The sequence below is a fragment of the bacterium endosymbiont of Pedicinus badii genome (assembly GCF_002075085.1).
Lineage (GTDB): Bacteria > Pseudomonadota > Gammaproteobacteria > Enterobacterales > Enterobacteriaceae > PRUG.
The window spans coordinates 246,333-268,823 of the sequence record NZ_LKAS01000002.1; the positions used below are offsets into that span (position 1 = coordinate 246,333).

Sequence of the window (22,491 nt, forward strand, 5' to 3'; positions counted from 1 at the left end):
TTTAAAAAAATAAATTTATTAAAATACTTCCTGATAAGTCAGAAAAGCATCTTTATTGAAGTACATTTCTTTTTCTTCTCTAGAATTTTTTTTATTTCCTAACAATTCAAAATTAATAGTTATATTTTTCTCATAATCCATTTTATTATCATTTTTGATAATCATTTTCTTCTCAAATCCTAATCCTGCATCTAAGCATCTATTTTTGTATTTAATTCCTAAAATATGGCGAATCAATTTTTTATTTTTAACATTGAAAAAATTTGAACTATTGAGGTATATATTTTTATATACAGGAAGTACAGTAGATAAACCTATTTGTGATATATATTGCATTCTACTGGAATATTGATTAAAGAACATATTTTCTATGTATTCCCTATTATTATATTGATGTCTAATTTGGAATAAAAAATCACTTTTTTTATGAAATTCTAAAGCATTTTCATTATGTAAAGTTTTATTTCTTTTTGAATCATATGCTAGTATACTTTTAAAATTCATAACTTTATTTAGTTTAACAAACATATTTCCTGCAAATAAGTGCTCTTGAAAATTTCTTTGATTACTTTTGGAATAAGTATCTCCTATAAGCATAAAAATTTTTCCTAAAGAAGCATTAAGAACTTCTTTTAAATTTTTATCATATATGCTAGTTTGTACTCCAAATACAACTTGATCTAACAAATTTGGTATATTTTTTCCACTTTCTTGTTTATCTCTGTATAAACTAAAGTAATCAGTATAAATCCATTTTGCATCTTCTTCAGATAGATATCTATTATTATTAGATGTTTTTAAATACTGTATTTTTGGTTCTATAAATTGAGTATATTTTTCATTTATTTGATTTTCTAAAGACAATTTACCTATAGTTTTAATCTGTTTCACATTTTCATAATAAGAATTGTGTAGTATTTTTTGATTGTATTTACTTAATGGCACATCTTCTAAAGAATAAAAATAATTTTGCATAGATAATTCTGTACTAATATTAGCCCAATTTTTCTTATACAACGGAAGTATAAGTTTTGGTTCTATATAAAATCTTGTATTCTTAACTTTTTTAGATTTTGGATGTTTAAAATTACTGTACTGAAAATTAGTTTCTAAATCGAAAAAATTACGTATATTAAATGTGTATTTATAATCTATTTTTGGAATTATACTGGTAAATATTCTTTTATCTTTAGAATCTAAAGGTTGAAATTTTTGCGTTAGAATAGTGAAATCAGAATATTCATCAGAGTAATCTATTCTAATTTTTTTTTCTGCATAATTATTTTGGTAATTACTTATAAAATACGGATTTCCTATAAAATTCTTATAATTTGCTATTGTGTAATTTATGTCGAACTTCCAGTTTTCAAAAGAATTTTTTTGTTTTAAACGTAGTAATAAATGTTGATCCATTCCGTATTCTTTATCTTCTTCATCAGTAATTATGCTTTTATTTGTTGGAAACCAAAATATCTCTATCTTTCCTATTTCTGGTTTGGCTAAATAATTAAAACTTCCTTTAAAGTAGGTTCCGTAATTTTTAGAAAAATTTAGATAACCAGAAAAATTTTGCGTATCCGAAAAAGAAAAATAATAAGGTACACCTAATTCAAATCCGTTTTTATTGCTAAATTTTATTATAGGAAAAAGAAAAGACGAAAATTTTTTTTCTTTTCTATCCAAAATCTTTACATAAGGTGAGTAAAAAACAGGAGTGTTTTTAACTTTAAACACTGCATTCCAGATTTTTATTGATTTTTCTTTATCGTCGTAAATAACTTTTTTTCCAGAAATTTTCCAAGTATCTTCTAGACTTTCGCAAGAAGTAAACTGACAATTATTGAGTACTATAAGATCTTTTTTATACTCCAGACTACTAGCTTTTCCATTAAATATGTCATTTATTTTATAGTCTACATCTAATATTTTGAGATTTTCATTAAAAGAATCAAAAGTAAGATTTTTTCCGTAAACTTCTATTTTTTTATTTTTTTCTTCTAATTTTGTTTTATGATTTACATAATCTACCTTTTTATTTTCATTAATACCAAATGATTGTATTGACTGAAAATTAAAAAAAATAATGAATGATAAAAAATAAAATAAAATTTTTTTATTGCTCAAACTAAAAATTTTTATGAATTTTATGTGTACATTATTAACAAATTTTAGAAATTGTTCCGATTTTTTTTCCATAAGATTTAAATTGATTATATAATTAAAAATAGTATTCTAATTGGATTATTTAATTCTTTAATAAATAAAATTTAAATTTGTTTTATGTCTACTGCAAAGTGCTATCATAACACTGTTTTATTAAATGAAGCAATAGAAAGTTTGAATATTAAAAAAAATGGAATTTATATAGACTGTACATTAGGAGGAGGGGGACATTCGAAATTAATTTTGAAAAAAATAGGAAAATATGGGAGATTAATTGCTTTGGATAAGGATAAAGAAACGATAAAATATGCAAAAAAAATTTTTTTTGATTCTAGAATGAGTATTGAACGCCTTTCTTTTTCAAATTTGAAGAGATATTGTATCAAAAAAAAATTATTAGGTAAAATTGATGGAATTTTAATAGATTTAGGAATATCTAATTTTCAAATTAAGAATCCAAAAAGAGGATTTTCTTATAAAATTAATGGACCATTAGATATGAGAATAGATAATTCATTTGGTATTACAGCATCAGAATGGATACAAAAATCTAGAAAGCAAGAAATTAGTAAAGTTCTAAAGAAATTTGGAAACAAAAAATTTTCTAAAAAAATAGCATTAGAAATTTGTAAATTTAGAAAGAAAAAAAAAATTTCTTATACAAGTCAATTGTATGAAATAATGCAAAAAGTTATAGGATTTCGAAAAAAAAATTTTTTTGCTCTGTATTTTCAAGCAATTCGTATTTTTATAAATCAAGAAATTCTAGAAATAAAAAAAATACTACTCGATGTATATTCTATACTAAAAATTAATGGAAGATTTGTAGTAATATCTTTTCATTCTTTAGAAGATAGAATAATAAAAAAATTTATACAAAAATACAGTAGTATTCCAGAAATACCACAAAATTTTCCTGTTACAGAAAAAATTCTTCTTAAAAAATACAAAAAAAGCATTTTATTTAAAAAAGGAAAGAAAACTTTTCCTTCTAGTAAAGAAATTATAAATAATCCTAGTTGCAAAAGTGCGATACTTAGATATGCAGAAAAAATACTATAAATTACAAGAAAAGAAAAAAATTATTAAATACGGTTTAGTACGTATTATATTATATGATATATCAAAAAAATATAAATCTTCTATAGTTTTGCTTCTACTAAATGCAGCTTCTGCATTTTTTGTAGTATATTTTACATACCAAACAAGAATTTTAAATATAAAAAAAGAAAATTTAGAACACCAAATATCTTTAATAGATATAAAAAACGATAAACTTACTTTAGAAAAAAACACTATTGGTAATTTTAAAAGAATAGAATTTTTAGCAAAACAAAAATTTGGTATGTGCTATCCTTTGGAAAAAAATTTAATAAAAGAAAAAAGTAACTTTTAATATATGCAATATTTTAGGTATTACAAAAATTACAAATTGAGAAAAAAATTTTTTTATAAAAGATTTCTTTTTTTTAAATTTTTATTTTTTATAATATTTACTGCATTTTTCTTAAGATTATTTTATTTACAAATATCTAATTCTGATTTTTTTTCTCAAAAAAGTGATATGAGAACCATTAGAGTAAAAAGAATTCCTTCTTTTAGAGGAATTATTTATGATAGGTTTAAAAAACCAGTAGCGATTAATATACCTTCAATCACAGTGTGGGCAAATCCCAAAGAAGTTTTTATAAAAAATATTATGAAAGAAAAATCTTGGCAACTTCTTTCTAGATATATTTCAACTCCTATAGAAAATATTTACTATAATATAGTTCATTCTAAAAAAGAATTTGTGTACTTAGCAAGAAAAATTTCTATTAATACTGGTAAAAATATAGAAAAATTGAAAATACCTGGAGTCTATTGTGAAATAGAATACAAAAGATACTACCCTTTTGGAAAATCTTTAGCAAATTTAATTGGAATAACCAATATAGACGAAAAAGGAATAGAAGGAATAGAAAAAAGTTTTGATTTTTTACTCTCTGGTGAACCAGGAAAAAAAATTTTTAGAAAAGATGGATTTGGAAGAGTAGTAGAAAATATATACGAAAAAAAAAAAAATCTTCCACAAATTTACTTTTAAGTATAGATGAAGAATTACAAAATTTTTCCTATTTAGAAATTAAAAAAGCAGTTTTACTGAATAAAGCAGAATCTGGGACAGCTGTTTTAATTAATATAAAAACTGGAGAAATTTTATCCATGGCTAACTTTCCTTCTTATAATCCAAATAATTTTTCTTTTCTAAGAGTCAAAAATATGAGAAATAGAGCAATTACTGATTTATTAGAACCTGGTTCTACTATTAAACCAATTATAGTAATCGCAGCATTAGAAAATGGAATTGTAAAAAAAAATAGCATTATTAATACAATACCTTATAAAATTGATGGACATTTAGTAGAAGATGTTTCGTACAATGAAAAATTGACTCTTTCAGGAATTTTAAAAAAATCCAGTAATGTTGGAATTTCTAAATTAGCTCTTGCTATCCCTTTTGATAAAATACTAAAAATTTATAAAGAATTTGGTATAGGAGAGTCTACTAATTTAGGGATAATTGGAGAAAAATTTGGCTTTTTTCCAAAAAAAAAATTTTTTTCTGAAATAGAAAGAGCTTCCTTTTCTTACGGTTATGGATTTATGGTCACTCCTTTACAAATTGCTAGACTATATGCAATTATTGGAAGTTTAGGTATTAAAAAACCTTTGTCTATTTTAAAATTAGAAAATCCAGCTCAAGGAAAAAGAATTATTTCAGAAGAAATAGCTATACAAGTACTAAAAATGATGGAAATTCAAAATACAAATACTAGTACTAGTAGTTATAAGATAGCAGCTAAAACAGGAACAGTAAGAAAAGTAAAGAATAAAAGATATATTAAAAAATACATTTCTTATACAGCTGGAATAGCCCCTATAGAAAATCCAATGTTTTCTTTAGTTATTGTTATAAACGATCCAAAAAATGGAAAATACTATGGAAGCATGGTTGCATTACCAGTTTTTAAAAATATTATGGAAAATGCATTAAAAAATACATCTTTTTTTTCAAAAAAGGAGTAATATTTTATGATTCAAAAAAATTTAAAAGAGTTATTTTCTATTTGGATTAAAAGAAATAAAATCCCTAGTTGTACAGTAGAAAATCTTTCTTTAGATAGCAAAAAGAAAGGAAAAAATTCTCTTTTTTTTGCAATCAAAGGAAGTAATTTGGATGGAAGAAATTACATTCAAGAAGCTATAAGTAATGGTTCTATAGCCATAGCGATAGATTCAAATTGTATAGATGTACCTCATATTATAACAATTAATAAAATTTATTTTATATATATTAGTAAATTAAAAAAAAAAATTTCTAAAATTTCTGAAATATTTTACGATTTTCCTAAAAAAAATATCAAAATAGTTGGAATTACTGGAACGAATGGAAAAACAACTATATCAAATATGCTCGCAAAATGGGTCAATCTACTTGGTATAAAAAGCGCTTTTTTTGGAACTTTAGGTAAAGGAATAGTGCAAAAAAAAATATTTCCTACAAAAAATACTACTGAATCTGCTATAAATATGCAAAAATTTTTGTACAGAATGAAAAAAAAAAAAGTTAAATTTGTATCTATTGAAGTATCTTCCCATTCTTTACAACAATATAGAGTATCTGCAATTAAATTCGATGCAGTAATACTTTCTAATATTTCTCATGATCATTTTGATTTTCATAAAAATTTTCAAAATTATAAAGATTCTAAATTTTTTCTTTTTAGAAAAATATTTTCAAAAAACAAAATTATAAGTATAGATGAATCTTCTGGAATAGAAATAGCAAAAATGGTTAAAAATCCTGTGGTCGTTTCGAAAAAAAAATTTTTTCTTTGCAAAAAATACAAATATTGGATCACTTTAGATTCTAGTAAAAAATCTAGTAAGTACACAAAAATTTTTTTTTCCTCTTATTTTGGGAAAGGTATTTTAAAATGCAATTTCTTAGGGAGTTTTAATTTTACAAATTTGCTATTATCTTTTGCTACTTTAGTGAAATTAGGATATTCTTTTAAAAAATTGGTACATTTTTCTAAATACCTATTACCTGTTCCTGGAAGAATGGAAAAGATTGATAACAAAAACTTTCCTAGTTTTTTGATAGATTACGCTCATAATCCGAAATCTTTAAAAAATTTACTTTTATTTGCAAGAAATAATTGTAATAAAAATGTGTGGTGTATTTTTGGCTGTGGAGGTAATAGAGATAAACAAAAAAGACCTAAGATGGCAAAAATAGCAGAAAAGTACTCTAATTTTGTTATTGTTACAAGTGATAATCCTAGAAATGAAAGAATTAGTAGTATATTTTTTGATATTATCAAAGGATTTAGAAATTTGAAAAATATCTATTTTTTTTTCAAAAGAAAAAAGGCAATTGAATTCGCTTTTTTTAAAGCAGAAAAAAATGATTTAATTGTTGTTTCTGGAAAGGGAAATGAAAAATTTCAAATAATCAAGAATAAAAAAATTTATTTTTCAGATAAAAAAATAGTAGAAAATCTTTTAAAAAAAAATGATCAAATTTAGTTTGGAAGAAATTTCTTATACTGTAGATGGAGAATTATTTGGAAAAAATACTCTAATAGAAGAAATATCTATTAATTCAAAAAATATTAAAAAAAATAGAAATTTTTTATTTATTGCTGTAAAAGGGGAAAAAAAAGACGGACACGATTACATTAAAGAAGCTATATATATGGGAGCAAAAGCAATCATATCAGAGAAAATAATAAAATTCAGTATACCCTATATACTGGTTTCTAGTACAAAAAATGCTATTTGCAGAATTACAAAAAAAATTCTTCATAAAACAGGTATCAAAATTATAGCGATCACTGGATCTTCTGGAAAAACTTCTGTAAAAGAAATTTCTAATTTCATACTAAAAAATGAAAAAAAATCTATCGCTACAAAAAAAAATTTTAATAATAAAATAGGAATTTTTTTAAGTGTATTAAGAATTAAAAAAAATCACAAAATAATTATTTTAGAAATTGGTGCTAATCACTTTAAAGAAATTTTAGAAATTAGAAAATTTATTTCTCCAAATATTGTAGTAATAAATAATATACACCATTCTCACATTTTAGGATTTAAGAATATTTCTGGAGTTGCAAAAGCGAAATCTGAAATTTTAAAAAATTTATCTAAAGATACTAAAGTAGTACTAAATGCAGATAGTGCAAATTTACAAAAATGGAAAAAATATCTAAAAAATAAAAAAGTTTTTATGTTTTCTATAAAAAAAAAGTCAGATTTTTTTGCTAAAAAAATAAAAATTTCACAATTTAGCATAAATTTTGTTCTCTATGTAAAAAATAAAAAGTATACTGTTTTCATTCCCATTATTGGAGGACTACATAGTGTTTCTAATGTTTTGGCGGCAGTAGCAATTTGTTATTTATGCGATGTAAAAATGCAAAAAATTATTTTTTATTTAAGGTATTTAAAACCAGTTCCTAATAGATTGTTTCCTATTTTCTTAAAAAAAAAATTTTTAATTTTAGATGATACTTATAATGCAAATTTTGAATCTGTAATATCATCTTTAGATGTTTTAAATAGATTTTCCAGAAAAAAAATCTTTATTTTTGGAGATATGAAAGAATTGGGAGAATACAAATACATTTTACATAAAAAAATTGGAATGTATCTACTTAAAAAAAATATAAATTTAGTTTTTACTTTAGGAAAACTATCCAATTTAGTAAGTATGTGGCACAAAAATGGAATGCATTTTACAAAAAGAGAAGAATTATTAAAAAATTTGCTAATAAAATTAAAAAATTTTTCAAATTTTGTGATTTTAATTAAAGGATCTAGAAAAATGAAGATGGAAAAAATTGTAGAATTTTTAAAAAATTGGATTCAAAATGAATAGACTTATTATTTTAGAAAAAAATATATTTTTTATTAAATGCATATGTTGTATTTTTTTTTCTTTTTCTTTTTCGTACTTGTTATTCTATTTTTTTTTAAAATATTGTAAAAATTTATATTTTTCCGTAGTAGTTAAAGATAAAAAACTTATAAATCATAAAAAAAAAAAAGATATTTTTGCAATTGGTGGTATTGTTATTATAATTTCTGTTTTAATTAATTTTATTTTTATAGTAAAAAAAATTTATTTTAAAATTTTTTTGATATTTTTTATTTTTTTAGGATACGGATTAATAGGTTTGGTAGATGATTTCTATAAAATTATGCATCATAAAAAAGGAATATCTTGTACTACTAAATATATTTTACAATCTATAGTAACTGCAGTATTCATTTTTTTATTCAGTACTTTAGAAGTAGAAAAATATTCCATTTTTTTTCCTTTTTATAAAGAGATAGTAGTACCAAAATTTTTGTACCTTTCTTTATGCTATCTTATAATTATAGGAAGTAGTAATGCAGTAAATTTAACGGATGGATTAGATGGTTTAGCTATATTTCCAATAATTCTTACATGCTTAGGTTTTGTAGTAATTTCTATACTTTTTGAAAATGAAAATTTTTTTTCCTATAAATCACAAAATTTAAGAGATATTTCTTTTATATGTTTTATAGTTATTGGTTCTGGTTTAGCATTTTTATGGTTTAATTCTTTTCCTGCAAGTATTTTTATGGGTGATACTGGTTCTTTATCGTTGGGTTCTTTAATAGGTGTTTTATCAATCTTTTTTAAACAAGAAATGTTTTTTTTTATTATGGGAATAGTTTTTGTAATAGAAACTATTTCTGTAATTCTACAAGTATTTTTTTTTAAGACTGTAAAAAAAAGAATTTTTAAAATGTCTCCTATACATCATCATTATGAATTAAGTTTCTATCATGAATCCAAAATTGTCACAAGATTTTGGATACTTTCTATTATTGGTTTTTTTATTGCTTTTTTTGCTGCACTTATAAAAAATTATAATGAAATATAATTATAAAAAAGAAAAAATTTTGATTTTCGGACTAGGAATTACAGGAATTTCTTGCTTAAATTTTTTTTTAAAAAAAAAAATCTTTCCTAAAGTTATAGATACGAAAATTTTTTCGCTACAAAAATATATTCCTAATTTTATAAAATGTCATTTCGGATCTATAAAAAAAAGTTGGATTTTAAAATCTACACTAATTATTATGAGTCCAGGAATATCTTATAAAAAATACCCAATTTTTAATGAAGCAAAAAAAAAAGGAACAATAATTATTAGTGACATAGAACTATTTTGTAGAGAAGCAAAATCTCCTATATTAGCAATCACTGGATCTAATGGTAAAAGCACAGTTGCTACATTATTGCACAAAATAATATCTTCTTACGGATATAAGGCTAAATTAGGAGGAAATATTGGAATACCAGCTATGAATATACTTTCCAAAAAAAATGATTTTTATATTTTAGAGATTTCTAGTTTTCAATTAGAAAATACTTACAATTTAAATTCTTTTGCTTCTACAGTTTTAAACATAACGCAAGATCATATAGATAGACATAAAAAAATGGAAGAATACAAAGAAAAAAAAATGAGAATATATCAAAATTCTCAATTTTGTATTGTCAATTTAGATTTTCCTTGTTTATTTCCAAAAAACAGAAAAAAAAAAGAGTGTATTACTTTTGGAAAATACAAAGGAGATTATTGTTTAAAAAAAAAAGAAAATGACTTATGGATTACTAAAAAAAGAAAATTTTTACTTAATTGTTCAGAAACTAAAATTTTTGGAATATGCAATTATATTAATTTTCTATCAGTGATAGCTTTTTCTGATTTAATTGGTATACCGCATAATTTTAGTTTACCGATTATAAAAAATTTTTTGGGATTAGAACATAGAATGCAAATACTTAATAGTAATAATGGAATAAAGTATATAAATGATTCTAAATCTACTAATATAGGTAGTTTAATTGCTGCGGTAGAATCTATAAAAAGTACTGGTTTTTTGCATATCCTAGTAGGAGGAATTTCTAAAAACGCTGATTTTTCTTGTTTATCAGAATTTTTAAAAAATAGAAATTGCTATTTATATTGTTTTGGAGTAGATGGAAAAAAAATAAGTAATTTTTTTCCTAATAATTCGTATTATTTTCATAACATAAGTAAAGCAATGAAAAGAATTCATAAAATTATTAAAAAAGGAGATATAGTACTTTTATCACCAGCATGCTCTAGTCTAGATCAATTTAAAAATTTTCAGGAAAGAGGAAAAAAATTTGTTTATTTAGTAGAAAAGTACAAACATAAAAAGTTTAAATTTATTAAAAATGAAAAATAATCAATTCTACGATAGATGTCTACTATTTTTATTTTTAGGAATAATACTATTTGGATTTATTATGGTATTTTCTGCTTCAATTTCAATAGGAGAAAAGCTACTAAACGATCCATTCTATTTTTTTAAAAAAAGTCTAGTTCATTTAGTACTTATTTTAGTTCTATCAATCTTAGTTCTTTCTACAGAAATAAGATTTTGGGAGAAATACGGAAATTCTCTCTTTATACTAACAATAATAATGCTTGTGATTGTACTTCTAAAAGGTAGTTCTATAAGAGGATCTATTAGATGGATATCTTTTGGAATTATTAAAATACAACCAGCAGAAATTCTAAAATTGACATTGTTAGTATATATATCTAACTATTTAAAAAAAAAATCAAAAGAAATCAAAAAAAATTTCTGGGATTTTTTTAAGCCTATATTAGTTATTATGATTATTTCCATTCTTCTACTAGCACAACCAGATTTCGGAACAGTAATAATACTATTCTTAACTGTACTATCAGTAGTTTTCTTGGCTGGTGTGAATCTACGACAATTTTTTTTTACTATCATTTTAGGATTACTGATCCTAATTTGTTTAGTTTTTCTTAAACCTTATAGAATAAAAAGAATATCTTCTTTTTTAAATCCTTGGAATGATCCGTTTGGAGATGGGTACCAATTGACGCAATCTCTAATGGCATTTGGAAGAGGATCATTTTTTGGACAAGGACTAGGTAATTCAATACAAAAATTAGAATATCTTCCAGAATCTCATACTGATTTCATTTTAGCAGTAATAGCAGAGGAATTGGGATATATAGGAAGTTCTTTAGTAGTTTTTATAATATTTTTCATTTTTATTAAGTCTCTCTCTATAGGAAAAAAATCTGTACAGATACGAAGAAAATTTTCTGGATTTTTAGCTTTTTCCATAGGAATTTGTTTAGCCTATCAATCAATAATTAATATTGGAGTAGTAATAGGATTTTTACCAACAAAAGGATTGACTCTTCCATTTATTAGTTATGGGGGGTCCAGTTTAGTGATTTTCTCTCTACATATTATGCTATTATTAAGAATAGATTTTGAAAACAATTTGAAGCAAACGCAAGTATTTTTAGTAGAAAAAAATGAAAAAAAATAAAAAAATTCTCATTGTTGCAGGAGGAAGCGGAGGTCATATTTTTCCTGGAATCACAATAGCAAAGTACCTGAATTCTAAAGGGTGGGAAGTAGTTTGGTTAGGAAGTGATTCTGGAATAGAGTCTATAATAATTCCAAAACAGAATATAAAATACTTTTTTTTTAGGATTTTAAAAATTAATCAAAAGAATTTTATTAATAAAGTAAAGTCTATATGTTATTTTATTGCATCTTTTTTTAGTTGTTTTTTCTTAGTAAAAAAAATAAAACCAAAAATAGTAATAGGAATGGGAAATTATATATCTGTTCCAGGTGTATTTTCGGCATTCATACAAAATATTCCAATTTTTTTACAAGAACAAAATATAGTTATTGGTAGAGCTAATTTTTTTCTTTCTTATTTTGCAAAAAAAGTTTTTTTTGGTTTTCCAAATCATACATACTGTAATAAAAAATATAAATTTATAGGAAATCCAATTAGAAAAAATTTACTAAATTTTGTAAATCCTAAAAAAAAATATTTTCATAGAAATGGAAGGTTAAAAATTTTAGTTTTAGGAGGGAGTCAAGGATCAAAAGAAGTAAATGAAATTTTTATAAAGGTTGCAAGAAAACTAAATAAAAAAATAGATATTTGGCATCAAGTAGGCTATAAAAATTTTCAAGAAATGAAGAATCAGTATTCTTTATTTCAAATAAAAAATTACAAAATTTCAAAATTTATTAAAAATATTAAAATAGCCTATAAATGGGCAGATTTAGTAATCTGTCGTTCTGGTGGTATTACAGTAAGTGAAATTGCTTGTATAGGGATAGCTGCTATTTTCATTCCTTTTTCTCATAAAAATCAACATCAGTATTGGAATGCTAAATATCTTTCAGATAAAGGAGCTGCAAAAATTATTACTGATAAATATAGAGCAGAAAAAGATATTATAAATACAATACTTTCTTTAGATAGAAATAAAATTCTATCTATGTCTGAAATTGCAAAAAAAATGTTTATTAAAAATTTTTTAAAAAATTTACTAAAAGAAATTCAAAAATATGCAGATAGATAGAATGAAAAGAAAAATAGTTCACTTTATTGGAATTGGTGGATCCAGCATGAGTTGTATTGCAGAATTTTTCTTAAAAAATGGATGCACAGTAACTGGTTCAGACATTTTAAAAAGTAAAAATACAAAAAGATTAGAAAAATTAGGGATTAAAATATACTACAAGCATGAAAAATACAACGTACAAAAATCAGATTGTATAATTTTTTCTAATGCAATATCTAAAAAAAATCCAGAATTTTTATTTGCTAAAATTAAAAATATACCGATTTTTTCAAGATCAGAAATTCTTTCTAAAATTATAAAATCCAATTGTAGTATTTTAGTCTCTGGAACTCATGGGAAAACTACTACTGTTTCTATGATTATAAAAATTTATCAATTTTCTGGTTTACAACCTACTTTTTTTTGTGTAGAAAAAGAAAAGTATTCTAATAAAAAAATCAATATAGGAAAAAAAGACTACTTTATTTCTGAAATAGATGAAAGTGATAATTGTTTGCATCTATTTTCTGCAAAAATTATTGTTGTAACAAATATAGAAAATGAACATATTAATAGTTATGGAAGTTTAAAAAAATTAGAACTTTCATTTTTAAATTTTTTAAATAAAAATTCGGATTACGGATATGCTATAATCTGTATAGATAATCCTATACTTTTTAGGATGAAACCTATGATAAAAAAAAAAGTTATAACTTATGGTTTCGTAGAAAAAGCAGATTTTAGAATTATCAAATACCAACAAAAAGAAAATTTTTGTAATTTTTTTATTGTAGAAAAAAATAAAAAATTTTCTAAAATTCATCTCAGTATTCCTGGAAAACACAATGCTTTAAATGCCACAGCATCTTTTATAGTTGCCAAAATAAACAATATTTCTGAAAAAAAAATACAAAAATCTATAAAAAAGTTTGTTGGAGTATATAGAAGGTTTGAAATTTTAGGAATATATGATTTTAAAAATTATTCTTCTACAATAAAAAAAATTATGATAATAGACGACTACGGACATCATCCGAATGAAATAAAATACACTATAGATACCATTAAAAATGGTTGGCCAAAAAGAAGAATAGTAATGATTTTTCAACCTCATAGATATACTAGAATGAAAAATTTATACTTTCAATTTTTAAACACTTTATTAGAAGTAGACTATTTAATAATATTAAACACTTTTTCTGCTTGGGAGAAAAAAATTGAAAATTATAGCGGCTATTTTTTTTATAAAAAAATAAGAAAAATAAAAAAAGAAGTAATTTTTGTAAATAAAAATAGAAAAATAGAAAAAATTTTACGTATTATTTTACTCGATAAAGATATAATACTTATACAAGGTGCAGGAGATGTAAGTGAAATAATAAAAAAAATAATCAAAAAAAAATTTTTTTTAAAAAGTAGTAAAAATAAAAGTTCTAAAATTTAATGATTTTAAGAAATACTCTTTTATTTTGCATTTTTTGTGTATATCTATTTTTAGTATCTTTCTGCCTGATAAAAATTATAAGATACAACAATTCTTTAAATACTTTTCACTTTATTACGAATGAGCAATTTTTATATACTAAAACAAATCTCATTACTAGTATACTTTCTTCATTAGAAATGAAAAATAATTTTTTACAAGAAAATTTTTCTTCTTTATTAAAAGAAGTAAAAAAAATTTCTTGGATAAAAAATATACAAATTCAAAAAGAATGGCCAAAAACTATTAAAATTCGTATAGTAGAGTATATTCCTATTGCACTTTGGAATAATACTTTTTGTATTGATAAAGATGGAAATTTATTTCAAATGCCGAATCAATATTTGAACCAAATTCCAAAAATTTTTGGACCTTTTGGAAAAGAAAGAGAAATTCTAAAAAACTTTTTTTCTTTTGAAAATACTATCAAATCTATAAATCTATCTATTAATACCATTATAGTAAATATAGAAAATTCTTATATTTTAAAAACAAAAGAAAATTTGATTATCAAAATAGGAAAAATAAACCATATAGATAGAATACATCGTTTAGTTATTGCGTTTCCTGTTATTTTAAAATATTCTCAAAAAAATAGAAAAAATATTAAATATATAGATTTAAGATACAAAAATGGATTAGCAGTAAAATTTGAATAAAATTTATAAAAGTACTTTTAGGTTATAAAAATGTCTAAAGAAATAGAAAAAAAATTACTTGTTGGTTTAGAAATAGGAACTACTAAAGTAATTGCTGTAATAGGAGAAAGATTTCCGGATGGGTTAATTAATGTAGTAGGTTTCGGAATTTATCCTTCAAAAGGAATTGATAAAGGGAGAATTAATGATTTAGAATCTGTAGTAAAATGTGTACATAATGCTGTTGATCAGGCAGAAATGATGGCTAATTGTCATGTTACTTCCGTTTATTTAGCATTTTCTAGTAGACATATTTGTTGTAAAAATGAAATAGGAATAGTTCCAATAACAAAAGAAGAAGTTACTGAACAAGACATATACAATGTTTTGTATACAGCACAATCAGTTAAAATTAAAGATGAGTACCAAATAATTCATGTAATCCCCCAAGAGTATTCTATAGATTCTCAAAAAGGTATAAAAAACCCAATTGGTTTATCAGGAATACGAATGAAATCTTATGTGCATCTAATATCTTGCAGAAAAGATGCTATAAAAAATGTTATTAAAGCAGTAGAAAAGTGCGGAATAAAAGTAGATAAATTGGTATTTTCTGGATTATCTACTAGTTTTTCAGTTTTAACAGAAGAAGAGAAAGAATTAGGTTCTTGTGTAATAGATATTGGTTCAGGAACTATGGATTTTTCTATATTTACTGATTCTTCTCTAAGATATGTAAAATCAATACCGTATGGAGGAGAAATTGTTACAAATGATATATCTTATGCATTTGGAATTTCAACAAATGAAGCAGAATTTTTAAAAATTCGATACGGATCCGCATTTTTAAAAAATAATAAAGAACAAGAAGAGGTAGTAGAAATACCTAAAATGGATGGAAGACCTGAAAAAATTATACAAAAAAAAAATTTAGTTCAAGTAATTGAACCTAGGTATGCGGAGCTTTTGCAATTAGTGAATATAGAAATTATTCAAATACAAGAAAAACTAAAAAAAAAAGGTATAAAAAACCAGCTCTCTTCAGGTATAGTATTGACCGGTGGAGGAGCAAAAATGAAAGATTTGCTATCTTGTGCACAGAAAGTTTTTCATATGCAAGTTAGAATTGGATATCCTAATAATACTACTGATAGTTTTAAAGAAGTCAAAGATCCTTCTTTTTCTACAGTTCTCGGAATACTTAATTTTGAACAAGAAGTAGGATTAAAAAAAGAAAAAAAAAGAAGAAGAAATATCTTTTCTAGATTATTTCTATCTTTTAAAAGATGGATAAAAAAAGAATTCTAAAATATTTTATATTTTTAGGAAATTAAAAAATTAGTATAATATGGTGAAATAAATATGTTTGAATTAGTAGAATTGACTAATGATGCAATTATTAAAGTTATTGGCATTGGAGGAGGAGGTGGAAATGCGGTGGAGCATATGATAAAAGAAAAGATAGAAGGAGTAGACTTTTTTGCTGTGAATACTGATTCACAAGCTTTAAAAAAAACTTCTATTAGTCAAACTATACAAATAGGTAATGGAATTACGAAAGGATTAGGAGCAGGAGCAAACCCAGAAATTGGAAAAAACTCAGCAGAAGAAGACAGAGATACTTTAAAATCTGCTATAGAAGGAGCAGATATGATATTTATAGCTGCAGGTATGGGAGGAGGAACAGGAACTGGAGCTGCTCCAGTAATAGCAGAAATAGCAAAAGAATTAAGTATTTTAACAGTAGCAGTTGTTACAAAACCTTTTAGTTTTGAAGGAAAAAAAAGAATGCAGTATGCAGAACAAGGTATTTCTGAATTATCTAAATACGTAGATTCTTTAATTATTATACCAAATGATAAACTTCTAAAAGTTCTTGGAAAAGGAATTTCTCTTTTAGATGCTTTTGGAGCAGCTAATGATGTTTTAAAAGGTGCTGTACAAGGAATTTCTGAGTTAATTACAAAGCCTGGACTAATGAATGTGGATTTTGCTGATGTTAGAACAGTAATGTCAGAAATGGGATATGCTATGATGGGATCTGGAATATCATGTGGAGAAGATAGAGCTGAAGAAGCAGCTGAAACAGCTATTTCTAGCCCCTTATTAGAAGATATAGATCTTTCAGGAGCAAAAGGAGTATTAGTTAATATTACTGCTGGTTTTGATTTGCGGTTAGATGAATTTGAAACAGTTGGAAATACAATAAGATCATTTTCTTCTGATAATGCTACGGTTGTAATAGGTACTTCTCTAGATCCAGAAATGAATTCTAATCTGAGAGTAACTGTAGTTGCAACAGGAATTGGAAATAATAAAAATACTCAAGAAAATTCTTCTTATTTAGAAAAAGATGAAAAAAAAAATATATTTTTAAAGGAAGAAGCTAAAAAAAGTAAAGTAGAAAAAAATATTTCTAAAAAAAATAAAGAAAGTAGAAAAGATTTAAGAAAAAAATTTGAAATTCCAACATTTTTAAGAAAGTGATTCTTAATTGTAAAAAAAATTAACATGAAGCAAAGGACTATAAAAAAAGTAATTTTTATTAAAGGTAAAGGACTACATACTGGAAAAAAAATACAATTAAAAATGCTACCTGCTATAAAAAATACAGGAATCATTTATAGAAGAGTTGATTTATTTCCAAATATAGAATTTAATATGAATATTGATATGATATCAACTAAAGTTCCATTATGTACATGTTTAGAAAACCGACAAAATATTAGAATATACACTATAGAACACTTAAATGCAGCTATAGCAGCTTTAGGTATAGATAATGTTATCATAGAAGTAGATGCTCCAGAGATTCCAATTATGGATGGAAGTGCGAGTCCATTTATTTTTTTTATTTTACAATCTGGAATACAAGAACTAGAAGAAAAAAAAAAATTTTTGAAGATTAAAAAACAAGTATCTGTATACGAAGAAGACAAAATGGTGCAGTTATCTCCTTACGAAGGAAATGTGCTAGAGTTTACTATAGATTTCAAACATCCAAAAATAAAAAAAAAATTCAATAGTTTTTCTATAAAATTTTCTACTTTTTCTTTTATTAAAGAAATTGGAAGTGCTAGAACTTTTGGTTTTACAAGAGATATCCCTTATTTGCATTCATTAGGAATGGCTTTGGGAGCAAATTTTGATTGCGTTGTTGCGCTAAATGAAAAAAAAATTCTTAATAAGGAAGGATTAAGATTTAAGAACGAATTTGTAAGACACAAAATATTGGATGCTTTCGGAGATCTTTATGTTTCTGGATACAATATTATTGGTAGATATACTGGATTTAAATCGAGTCATAAAATGAATAATAAACTACTCAAATTATTGTTTAAAGATGAAAAAAATTGGGAAATAATTAGTTATAATAGTGAAAAAAATGTTCCAATTTCTTTTTCTTATTCGTAATTTCATTTTTTGTATGTCATTCTTAGTAACTAATAAAACTAAACTCTGTATTTGAATTTTTATATAAAATCTTTTGGTTTTAAAAATTAAAAAACATTCAATTTATGAATTTTATAAAAAAAATAATAAATAAATTTTTTGGTAATCAAAATAAAAAAATAATAAAAAAAATATATAAAACTGTTGAAAAAATTAACTATATGGAGAAAAATTTTCAGAAATTAAAAGATTCAGATTTTTTAAAAAAAACTTTGGAATTTAAAAAAAAAATTAGAAATGGAATTTCCATAGATAGTATACTACCAGAGGCTTTTGCCACTGTGAGAGAAGCTAGCAAAAGAGTTTTTGGAATGAGACATTTCGATGTACAAATCATTGGAGGAATTGTTCTTAATGGTAGAGCTATTGCTGAAATGCGTACTGGAGAAGGAAAAACACTTACTGCTACTCTTCCTGCTTATTTGAATGCTTTGCAAGAAAAAGGAGTACATATAGTAACAGTTAACGACTATTTAGCAAAAAGAGATGCAGAACAAAACAAATCTTTATTTGAATTTTTAGGAATGAAAGTGGGAATAAATCTATCAGATATGTCTCCAAAAGAAAAAAGATCCGCATACTATGCTGATATTACTTATGGAAATAATAATGAATACGGATTCGATTACTTAAGAGATAATATGGTTTTTGATAAATCAGAAAAAGTACAAAGAGGTCTGTATTACGCTTTAATAGACGAGGTAGATTCCATACTAATAGATGAAGCTAGAACTCCTTTAATAATTTCTGGTCCTATAGAAGGTAATTCAGATATATACAATAAAATTAATACTATTGTTCCTAAATTAATTCTGCAAAAAAAAGAAGATTCAGATAATTTTCAAGGTATTGGTCATTTCACGATAGATGAAAAAACTAAACAGGTTCATTTTACAGAGAGAGGTTTAGTTTTTTTAGAAAATATATTTAAAAAACTACGTTTTATGAAAGAAAATGAATCCTTATATTCTTCAAATAATATAATATTAGTTCATCACACAATATCTGCTTTAAGAGCACACGTATTATTTCATAGAAATGTAGATTACATAGTAAAAAATCAAGAAGTTATTATAGTGGACGAACATACAGGAAGAACAATGCCAGGAAGAAGATGGTCTGACGGTTTGCATCAAGCTATAGAAGCAAAAGAAAAAATTAAAGTAAAAGATGAAAATCAAACTCTGGCTTCTATAACATTCCAAAATTATTTTCGTCTTTATGAAAAACTTTCAGGAATGACAGGTACAGCATTTACAGAGTCTTTCGAATTTAAGGAAATATATAATTTAAATACTGTAGTAATTCCTACTAATCGTCCAATGATAAGGAAAGATTTCTCTGATTTAGTATACATGACAGAAAAAGAAAAAAATAATGCTATTATTGATGACATAAAAAATTGTTATAAGAAAAAACAACCAGTTCTTGTTGGAACTGTTTCTATAGAAAAATCAGAAATAATTTCTAAAAAACTAAAAAAATGCAAAATTCCTCATAAAGTATTGAATGCAAAATTTCATGCTATGGAAGCAGAAATAATTTCAGAAGCTGGAAAACCAGGAGCAGTTACTATTGCTACAAATATGGCAGGAAGAGGAACAGATATAGTACTAGGTGGAAATTGGAAACTAAAAACTAAAAAGTTTAGAAATGATAAAAAAGAAGTTAAAAAAATTTACGAAAAATGGAAAGAAGACAATAAAAAAGTCTTACTTTCTGGAGGATTGCATGTAATTGGAACAGAAAGACACGAATCTAGAAGAATTGACAATCAATTACGAGGTAGGTCTGGAAGACAAGGAGATATTGGAACTTCTAGATTTTATATTTCTATGGAAGATTCTTTAATGAGAATTTTTGCTTCTGAAAAGATTTCTATTATTTTAAGAAAAATAGGAATGAATTTTGGAGAATCAATAGAACATCCTTGGATTACAAAAGCTATAGAAAATGCACAAAAAAAAGTGGAAAACAGAAACTTTGAAATTAGAAAACAATTATTAGAGTACGATGATGTTTCTAATGTACAAAGATGCGCAATATATGAACAAAGAAATGAAATTTTGGAAAGAAAAGATATTACAGATATAGTAAGAAATATAAGAAAAGATGTATTTCAGAAAATAATTAAAAGTTATTTTTCTTCAGAAGAATCAGAAAAAAACATCAGAATTAAAGAATTTTGCAATTTACTCAAGAAAGATTTTAACATAAATACTTTTAAAAAAAATTTACTAAAAAAAATCTCTATTTTTAAAGAAGAAAAAGAATTATTTGATTATATTATTAAAAAAATAGAAAAAAATTACATAGAAAAAGAAAAAAAAATAGGAAAAAGTTTTTTAAGGGAATTTGAAAAAAATATAATGCTACAGACATTAGATGCTTTTTGGAAAGAACATCTATTCGCAATAGATTATTTAAGAAAAGGAATACATTTAAGAGGATACGCTCAAAAAGATCCAAAACAAGAATACAAAAGGGAATCTTTTATTATGTTTTCTAATATGTTAGAATCTTTAAAGTATGAAGTAGTTAGTTTACTGAGTAAATCTGAATTCTTTATTAAGAAAGTCTAAATTTTTTTAGAAAATTTTAAAAAATTTACGTATTTATTATGTAAATTACGAACACAGGAAGTAATTTTTTTTTTATTTTTTTCGTTATCTATTATTTCATTAGCTAAAGAAATACGATGATCTCTATCAGATTGTAAAAAAATAATATTTTTTATAATTTCTTTTTGAATTTCTGGATTTCTATTTTTAGTTCTACTAATCTGAGTTTTATAAGAAGTATCTACAACAATTATTCTATTAGGAATTCTATAAAGATTTAGCTCTATTAGCAATGGAACAACCCAAACTAAATAATAAAAAAAACTTTTAGAAAAAAGCTTTTTTGTTCTTTGCATAATTTCTTCTTGCATAAGATCATTTATCCAAAGTACTTCTTTTTTTTCACTAAAAATAATTTTTTTTAATTTATCTCTATTTAAACAGGTAGAATTTTTATAAGAGATAACTTTTTTCCCGTATCTTTTTACTATTTCACTAAAATAATAAAAGTTTGTATTTAGAATATCTTTAGCAATTTCATCTGAATCTACTATAGGAACTCCAAGATTAAAAAATTCTTTTGCCACAGTAGTTTTTCCACTACCTATACCTCCAGTTATGGCTACTATATACTTTTTATTGCTACTCATTGCAAAATCTCATAGAAAAATTTAAAACTTTTATATTTTTTGTAATATCTCCTACAGAAACAAAATCTATTCCTAAATTAGCAATTTTTTTAGCAAATTCTATATCAATATTTCCAGAAACTTCTATTGGAATTTTTCTATCTATAATTTTAATTGCTTTTAAAATATTTTTATAAGAAAAATTATCCAGCATAATGATATCTATAGGATTTTTTATAGCTTGCTGTAACTCCTCAATATTTTCTACTTCTACCTCTATAGGGATATAAAATGTCATTTTCTTTCTTTTTGATAGTGCTTTTTGAATAGTATTTTGTATTGATCCTACAGAAAAAATATGATTTTCTTTAATCAAAAAAGCATCAGACAAATTAATTCTATGACTTTCTGCACCACCACATAAAACAGCGTACTTAGAAGAGTATTTAAAACAAGGTATATTTTTTCTAGTATCTAATAAAATAGTTTTTGTTCCTTTAAAACAGTCTACATATTTTCTAGTAGTACTAGAAATTCCGGATAGCATTTGTAAAAAATTTAATGCAGTTCTTTCTCCAGCAAGCAATACTCTTGCTGGTCCAAAAAGATTGCATATATTTTGATTAGGAAATATTTTTTTTCCCTCTTTTACATGCCATTCTATTTGAACACTATTTTTTTGAATTTGTTGAAATACTTCTTCTACCCATTTTTTTCCACATAGAATTCCTTTTTCTTTAGAAAATATTTTTGAAATAGTTTTTTTGTTTTCGCATAAATTTCCTGTAATATCAAAAAATTTTTTTTTATCGTACAAAATATCTTCTTTTAGAGAATGCTGAACTAAAAAACTTATTTCTTTCTTAATTTTCTTTAGTATTTTTTTTCTTCTTTTTTCAAAAAATTTTTTAAGTATCATAGTACTTTTTTTAAATTTTGTTTCCTTTGTATTAAAAATTAACTAAATTTTAGTACTAAATATTTAGTACAGAATATTAGTAATACTTTTATTAATAAATATGTTATCATATAATGAAGAACTTTAAAATTTTATCAATTAAAATAATAATATATAAGGAAACAAAC

The 22,491-nt window shown here is 23.8% G+C and carries 18 protein-coding genes and 1 pseudogene; 16 read left to right on the forward strand and 3 right to left on the reverse strand.

Annotation, left to right across the window (positions count from 1 at the left end; genetic code table 11):
* Positions 1 to 18: 18 nt before the first annotated feature.
* Positions 19 to 2,196 (reverse strand): LPS assembly protein LptD, encoded by a 2,178-nt coding sequence (gene lptD / locus AOQ89_RS02705; protein WP_080873233.1) that lies wholly within the window; start codon positions 2,194 to 2,196, stop codon positions 19 to 21.
* Positions 2,197 to 2,280: 84 nt separating this feature from the next.
* Between lptD and rsmH the strand changes: the two genes are divergently transcribed.
* The 16 genes and pseudogenes from rsmH (at position 2,281) to secA (ending at position 20,797) form a co-directional block, all read left to right on the forward strand.
* Positions 2,281 to 3,225, forward strand: a complete 945-nt coding sequence (gene rsmH / locus AOQ89_RS02710) for a 16S rRNA (cytosine(1402)-N(4))-methyltransferase RsmH (RefSeq protein WP_080873236.1) — start codon at positions 2,281 to 2,283, stop codon at positions 3,223 to 3,225.
* Positions 3,206 to 3,559, forward strand: a complete 354-nt coding sequence (ftsL, locus tag AOQ89_RS02715; RefSeq protein WP_080873239.1) for a cell division protein FtsL — start codon at positions 3,206 to 3,208, stop codon at positions 3,557 to 3,559. The genes rsmH and ftsL overlap by 20 nt, the downstream gene beginning before the upstream one ends.
* Positions 3,560 to 3,562: 3 nt before the next feature.
* A complete protein-coding gene (locus AOQ89_RS02720; RefSeq protein WP_080873241.1) occupies positions 3,563 to 4,249 on the forward strand; it encodes a hypothetical protein in 687 nt (228 codons plus the stop codon).
* A gap of 119 nt (positions 4,250 to 4,368) precedes the next feature.
* Positions 4,369 to 5,232: a penicillin-binding transpeptidase domain-containing protein gene (locus AOQ89_RS02725; RefSeq protein ID WP_080873244.1), complete on the forward strand. Its 864-nt coding sequence runs from the start codon at positions 4,369 to 4,371 to the stop codon at positions 5,230 to 5,232.
* Positions 5,233 to 5,238: 6 nt separating this feature from the next.
* Complete coding sequence (locus tag AOQ89_RS02730) at positions 5,239 to 6,738, forward strand: UDP-N-acetylmuramoyl-L-alanyl-D-glutamate--2,6-diaminopimelate ligase (RefSeq protein ID WP_080873247.1); 1,500 nt, start codon at positions 5,239 to 5,241, stop codon at positions 6,736 to 6,738.
* The gene (locus AOQ89_RS02735; protein ID WP_080873250.1) at positions 6,725 to 8,092 is read left to right on the forward strand and encodes a UDP-N-acetylmuramoyl-tripeptide--D-alanyl-D-alanine ligase; all 1,368 of its coding nucleotides are present in this window, start codon (positions 6,725 to 6,727) and stop codon (positions 8,090 to 8,092) included. Before AOQ89_RS02730 ends, AOQ89_RS02735 begins: the two co-directional genes overlap by 14 nt.
* Positions 8,085 to 9,128 carry a phospho-N-acetylmuramoyl-pentapeptide-transferase gene (gene mraY / locus AOQ89_RS02740; RefSeq protein WP_080873253.1) on the forward strand — a complete coding sequence of 348 codons (1,044 nt, stop codon included), beginning with the start codon at positions 8,085 to 8,087 and terminating at the stop codon, positions 9,126 to 9,128. Before AOQ89_RS02735 ends, mraY begins: the two co-directional genes overlap by 8 nt.
* On the forward strand, positions 9,118 to 10,467 hold the full coding sequence (murD, locus tag AOQ89_RS02745) for a UDP-N-acetylmuramoyl-L-alanine--D-glutamate ligase (RefSeq protein WP_080873255.1): 1,350 nt from the start codon (positions 9,118 to 9,120) through the stop codon (positions 10,465 to 10,467). The genes mraY and murD overlap by 11 nt, the downstream gene beginning before the upstream one ends.
* On the forward strand, positions 10,457 to 11,599 hold the full coding sequence (gene ftsW, locus AOQ89_RS02750) for a cell division protein FtsW (protein WP_080873257.1): 1,143 nt from the start codon (positions 10,457 to 10,459) through the stop codon (positions 11,597 to 11,599). Before murD ends, ftsW begins: the two co-directional genes overlap by 11 nt.
* A complete protein-coding gene (murG, locus tag AOQ89_RS02755) occupies positions 11,586 to 12,659 on the forward strand; it encodes an undecaprenyldiphospho-muramoylpentapeptide beta-N-acetylglucosaminyltransferase (RefSeq protein ID WP_080873259.1) in 1,074 nt (357 codons plus the stop codon). Before ftsW ends, murG begins: the two co-directional genes overlap by 14 nt.
* Positions 12,646 to 14,085 (forward strand): UDP-N-acetylmuramate--L-alanine ligase, encoded by a 1,440-nt coding sequence (gene murC / locus AOQ89_RS02760; protein ID WP_080873261.1) that lies wholly within the window; start codon positions 12,646 to 12,648, stop codon positions 14,083 to 14,085. The genes murG and murC overlap by 14 nt, the downstream gene beginning before the upstream one ends.
* Positions 14,085 to 14,783, forward strand: coding sequence for a cell division protein FtsQ/DivIB (locus AOQ89_RS02765; RefSeq protein WP_080873262.1), 699 nt, complete (start codon positions 14,085 to 14,087; stop codon positions 14,781 to 14,783). The genes murC and AOQ89_RS02765 overlap by 1 nt, the downstream gene beginning before the upstream one ends.
* 30 nt (positions 14,784 to 14,813) lie before the next feature.
* Complete coding sequence (ftsA, locus tag AOQ89_RS02770) at positions 14,814 to 16,070, forward strand: cell division protein FtsA (RefSeq protein ID WP_080873263.1); 1,257 nt, start codon at positions 14,814 to 14,816, stop codon at positions 16,068 to 16,070.
* Between the two features lie 54 nt (positions 16,071 to 16,124).
* Positions 16,125 to 17,081 (forward strand): annotated as a pseudogene (gene ftsZ / locus AOQ89_RS02775) (cell division protein FtsZ); the annotation flags it as partial.
* 192 nt (positions 17,082 to 17,273) lie between these two features.
* On the forward strand, positions 17,274 to 18,176 hold the full coding sequence (gene lpxC / locus AOQ89_RS02780; RefSeq protein ID WP_080873266.1) for a UDP-3-O-acyl-N-acetylglucosamine deacetylase: 903 nt from the start codon (positions 17,274 to 17,276) through the stop codon (positions 18,174 to 18,176).
* 104 nt (positions 18,177 to 18,280) lie between these two features.
* Complete coding sequence (gene secA / locus AOQ89_RS02785; RefSeq protein ID WP_080873267.1) at positions 18,281 to 20,797, forward strand: preprotein translocase subunit SecA; 2,517 nt, start codon at positions 18,281 to 18,283, stop codon at positions 20,795 to 20,797.
* Here the strand turns inward: secA and coaE are convergent.
* Both coaE and nadC read right to left on the reverse strand, forming a co-directional pair.
* The gene (coaE, locus tag AOQ89_RS02790) at positions 20,794 to 21,426 is read right to left on the reverse strand and encodes a dephospho-CoA kinase (protein ID WP_080873269.1); all 633 of its coding nucleotides are present in this window, start codon (positions 21,424 to 21,426) and stop codon (positions 20,794 to 20,796) included. The genes secA and coaE overlap by 4 nt on opposite strands.
* Positions 21,419 to 22,324, reverse strand: a complete 906-nt coding sequence (gene nadC / locus AOQ89_RS02795; protein ID WP_080873271.1) for a carboxylating nicotinate-nucleotide diphosphorylase — start codon at positions 22,322 to 22,324, stop codon at positions 21,419 to 21,421. Before nadC ends, coaE begins: the two co-directional genes overlap by 8 nt.
* Between the last annotated feature and the right edge of the window lie 167 nt (positions 22,325 to 22,491).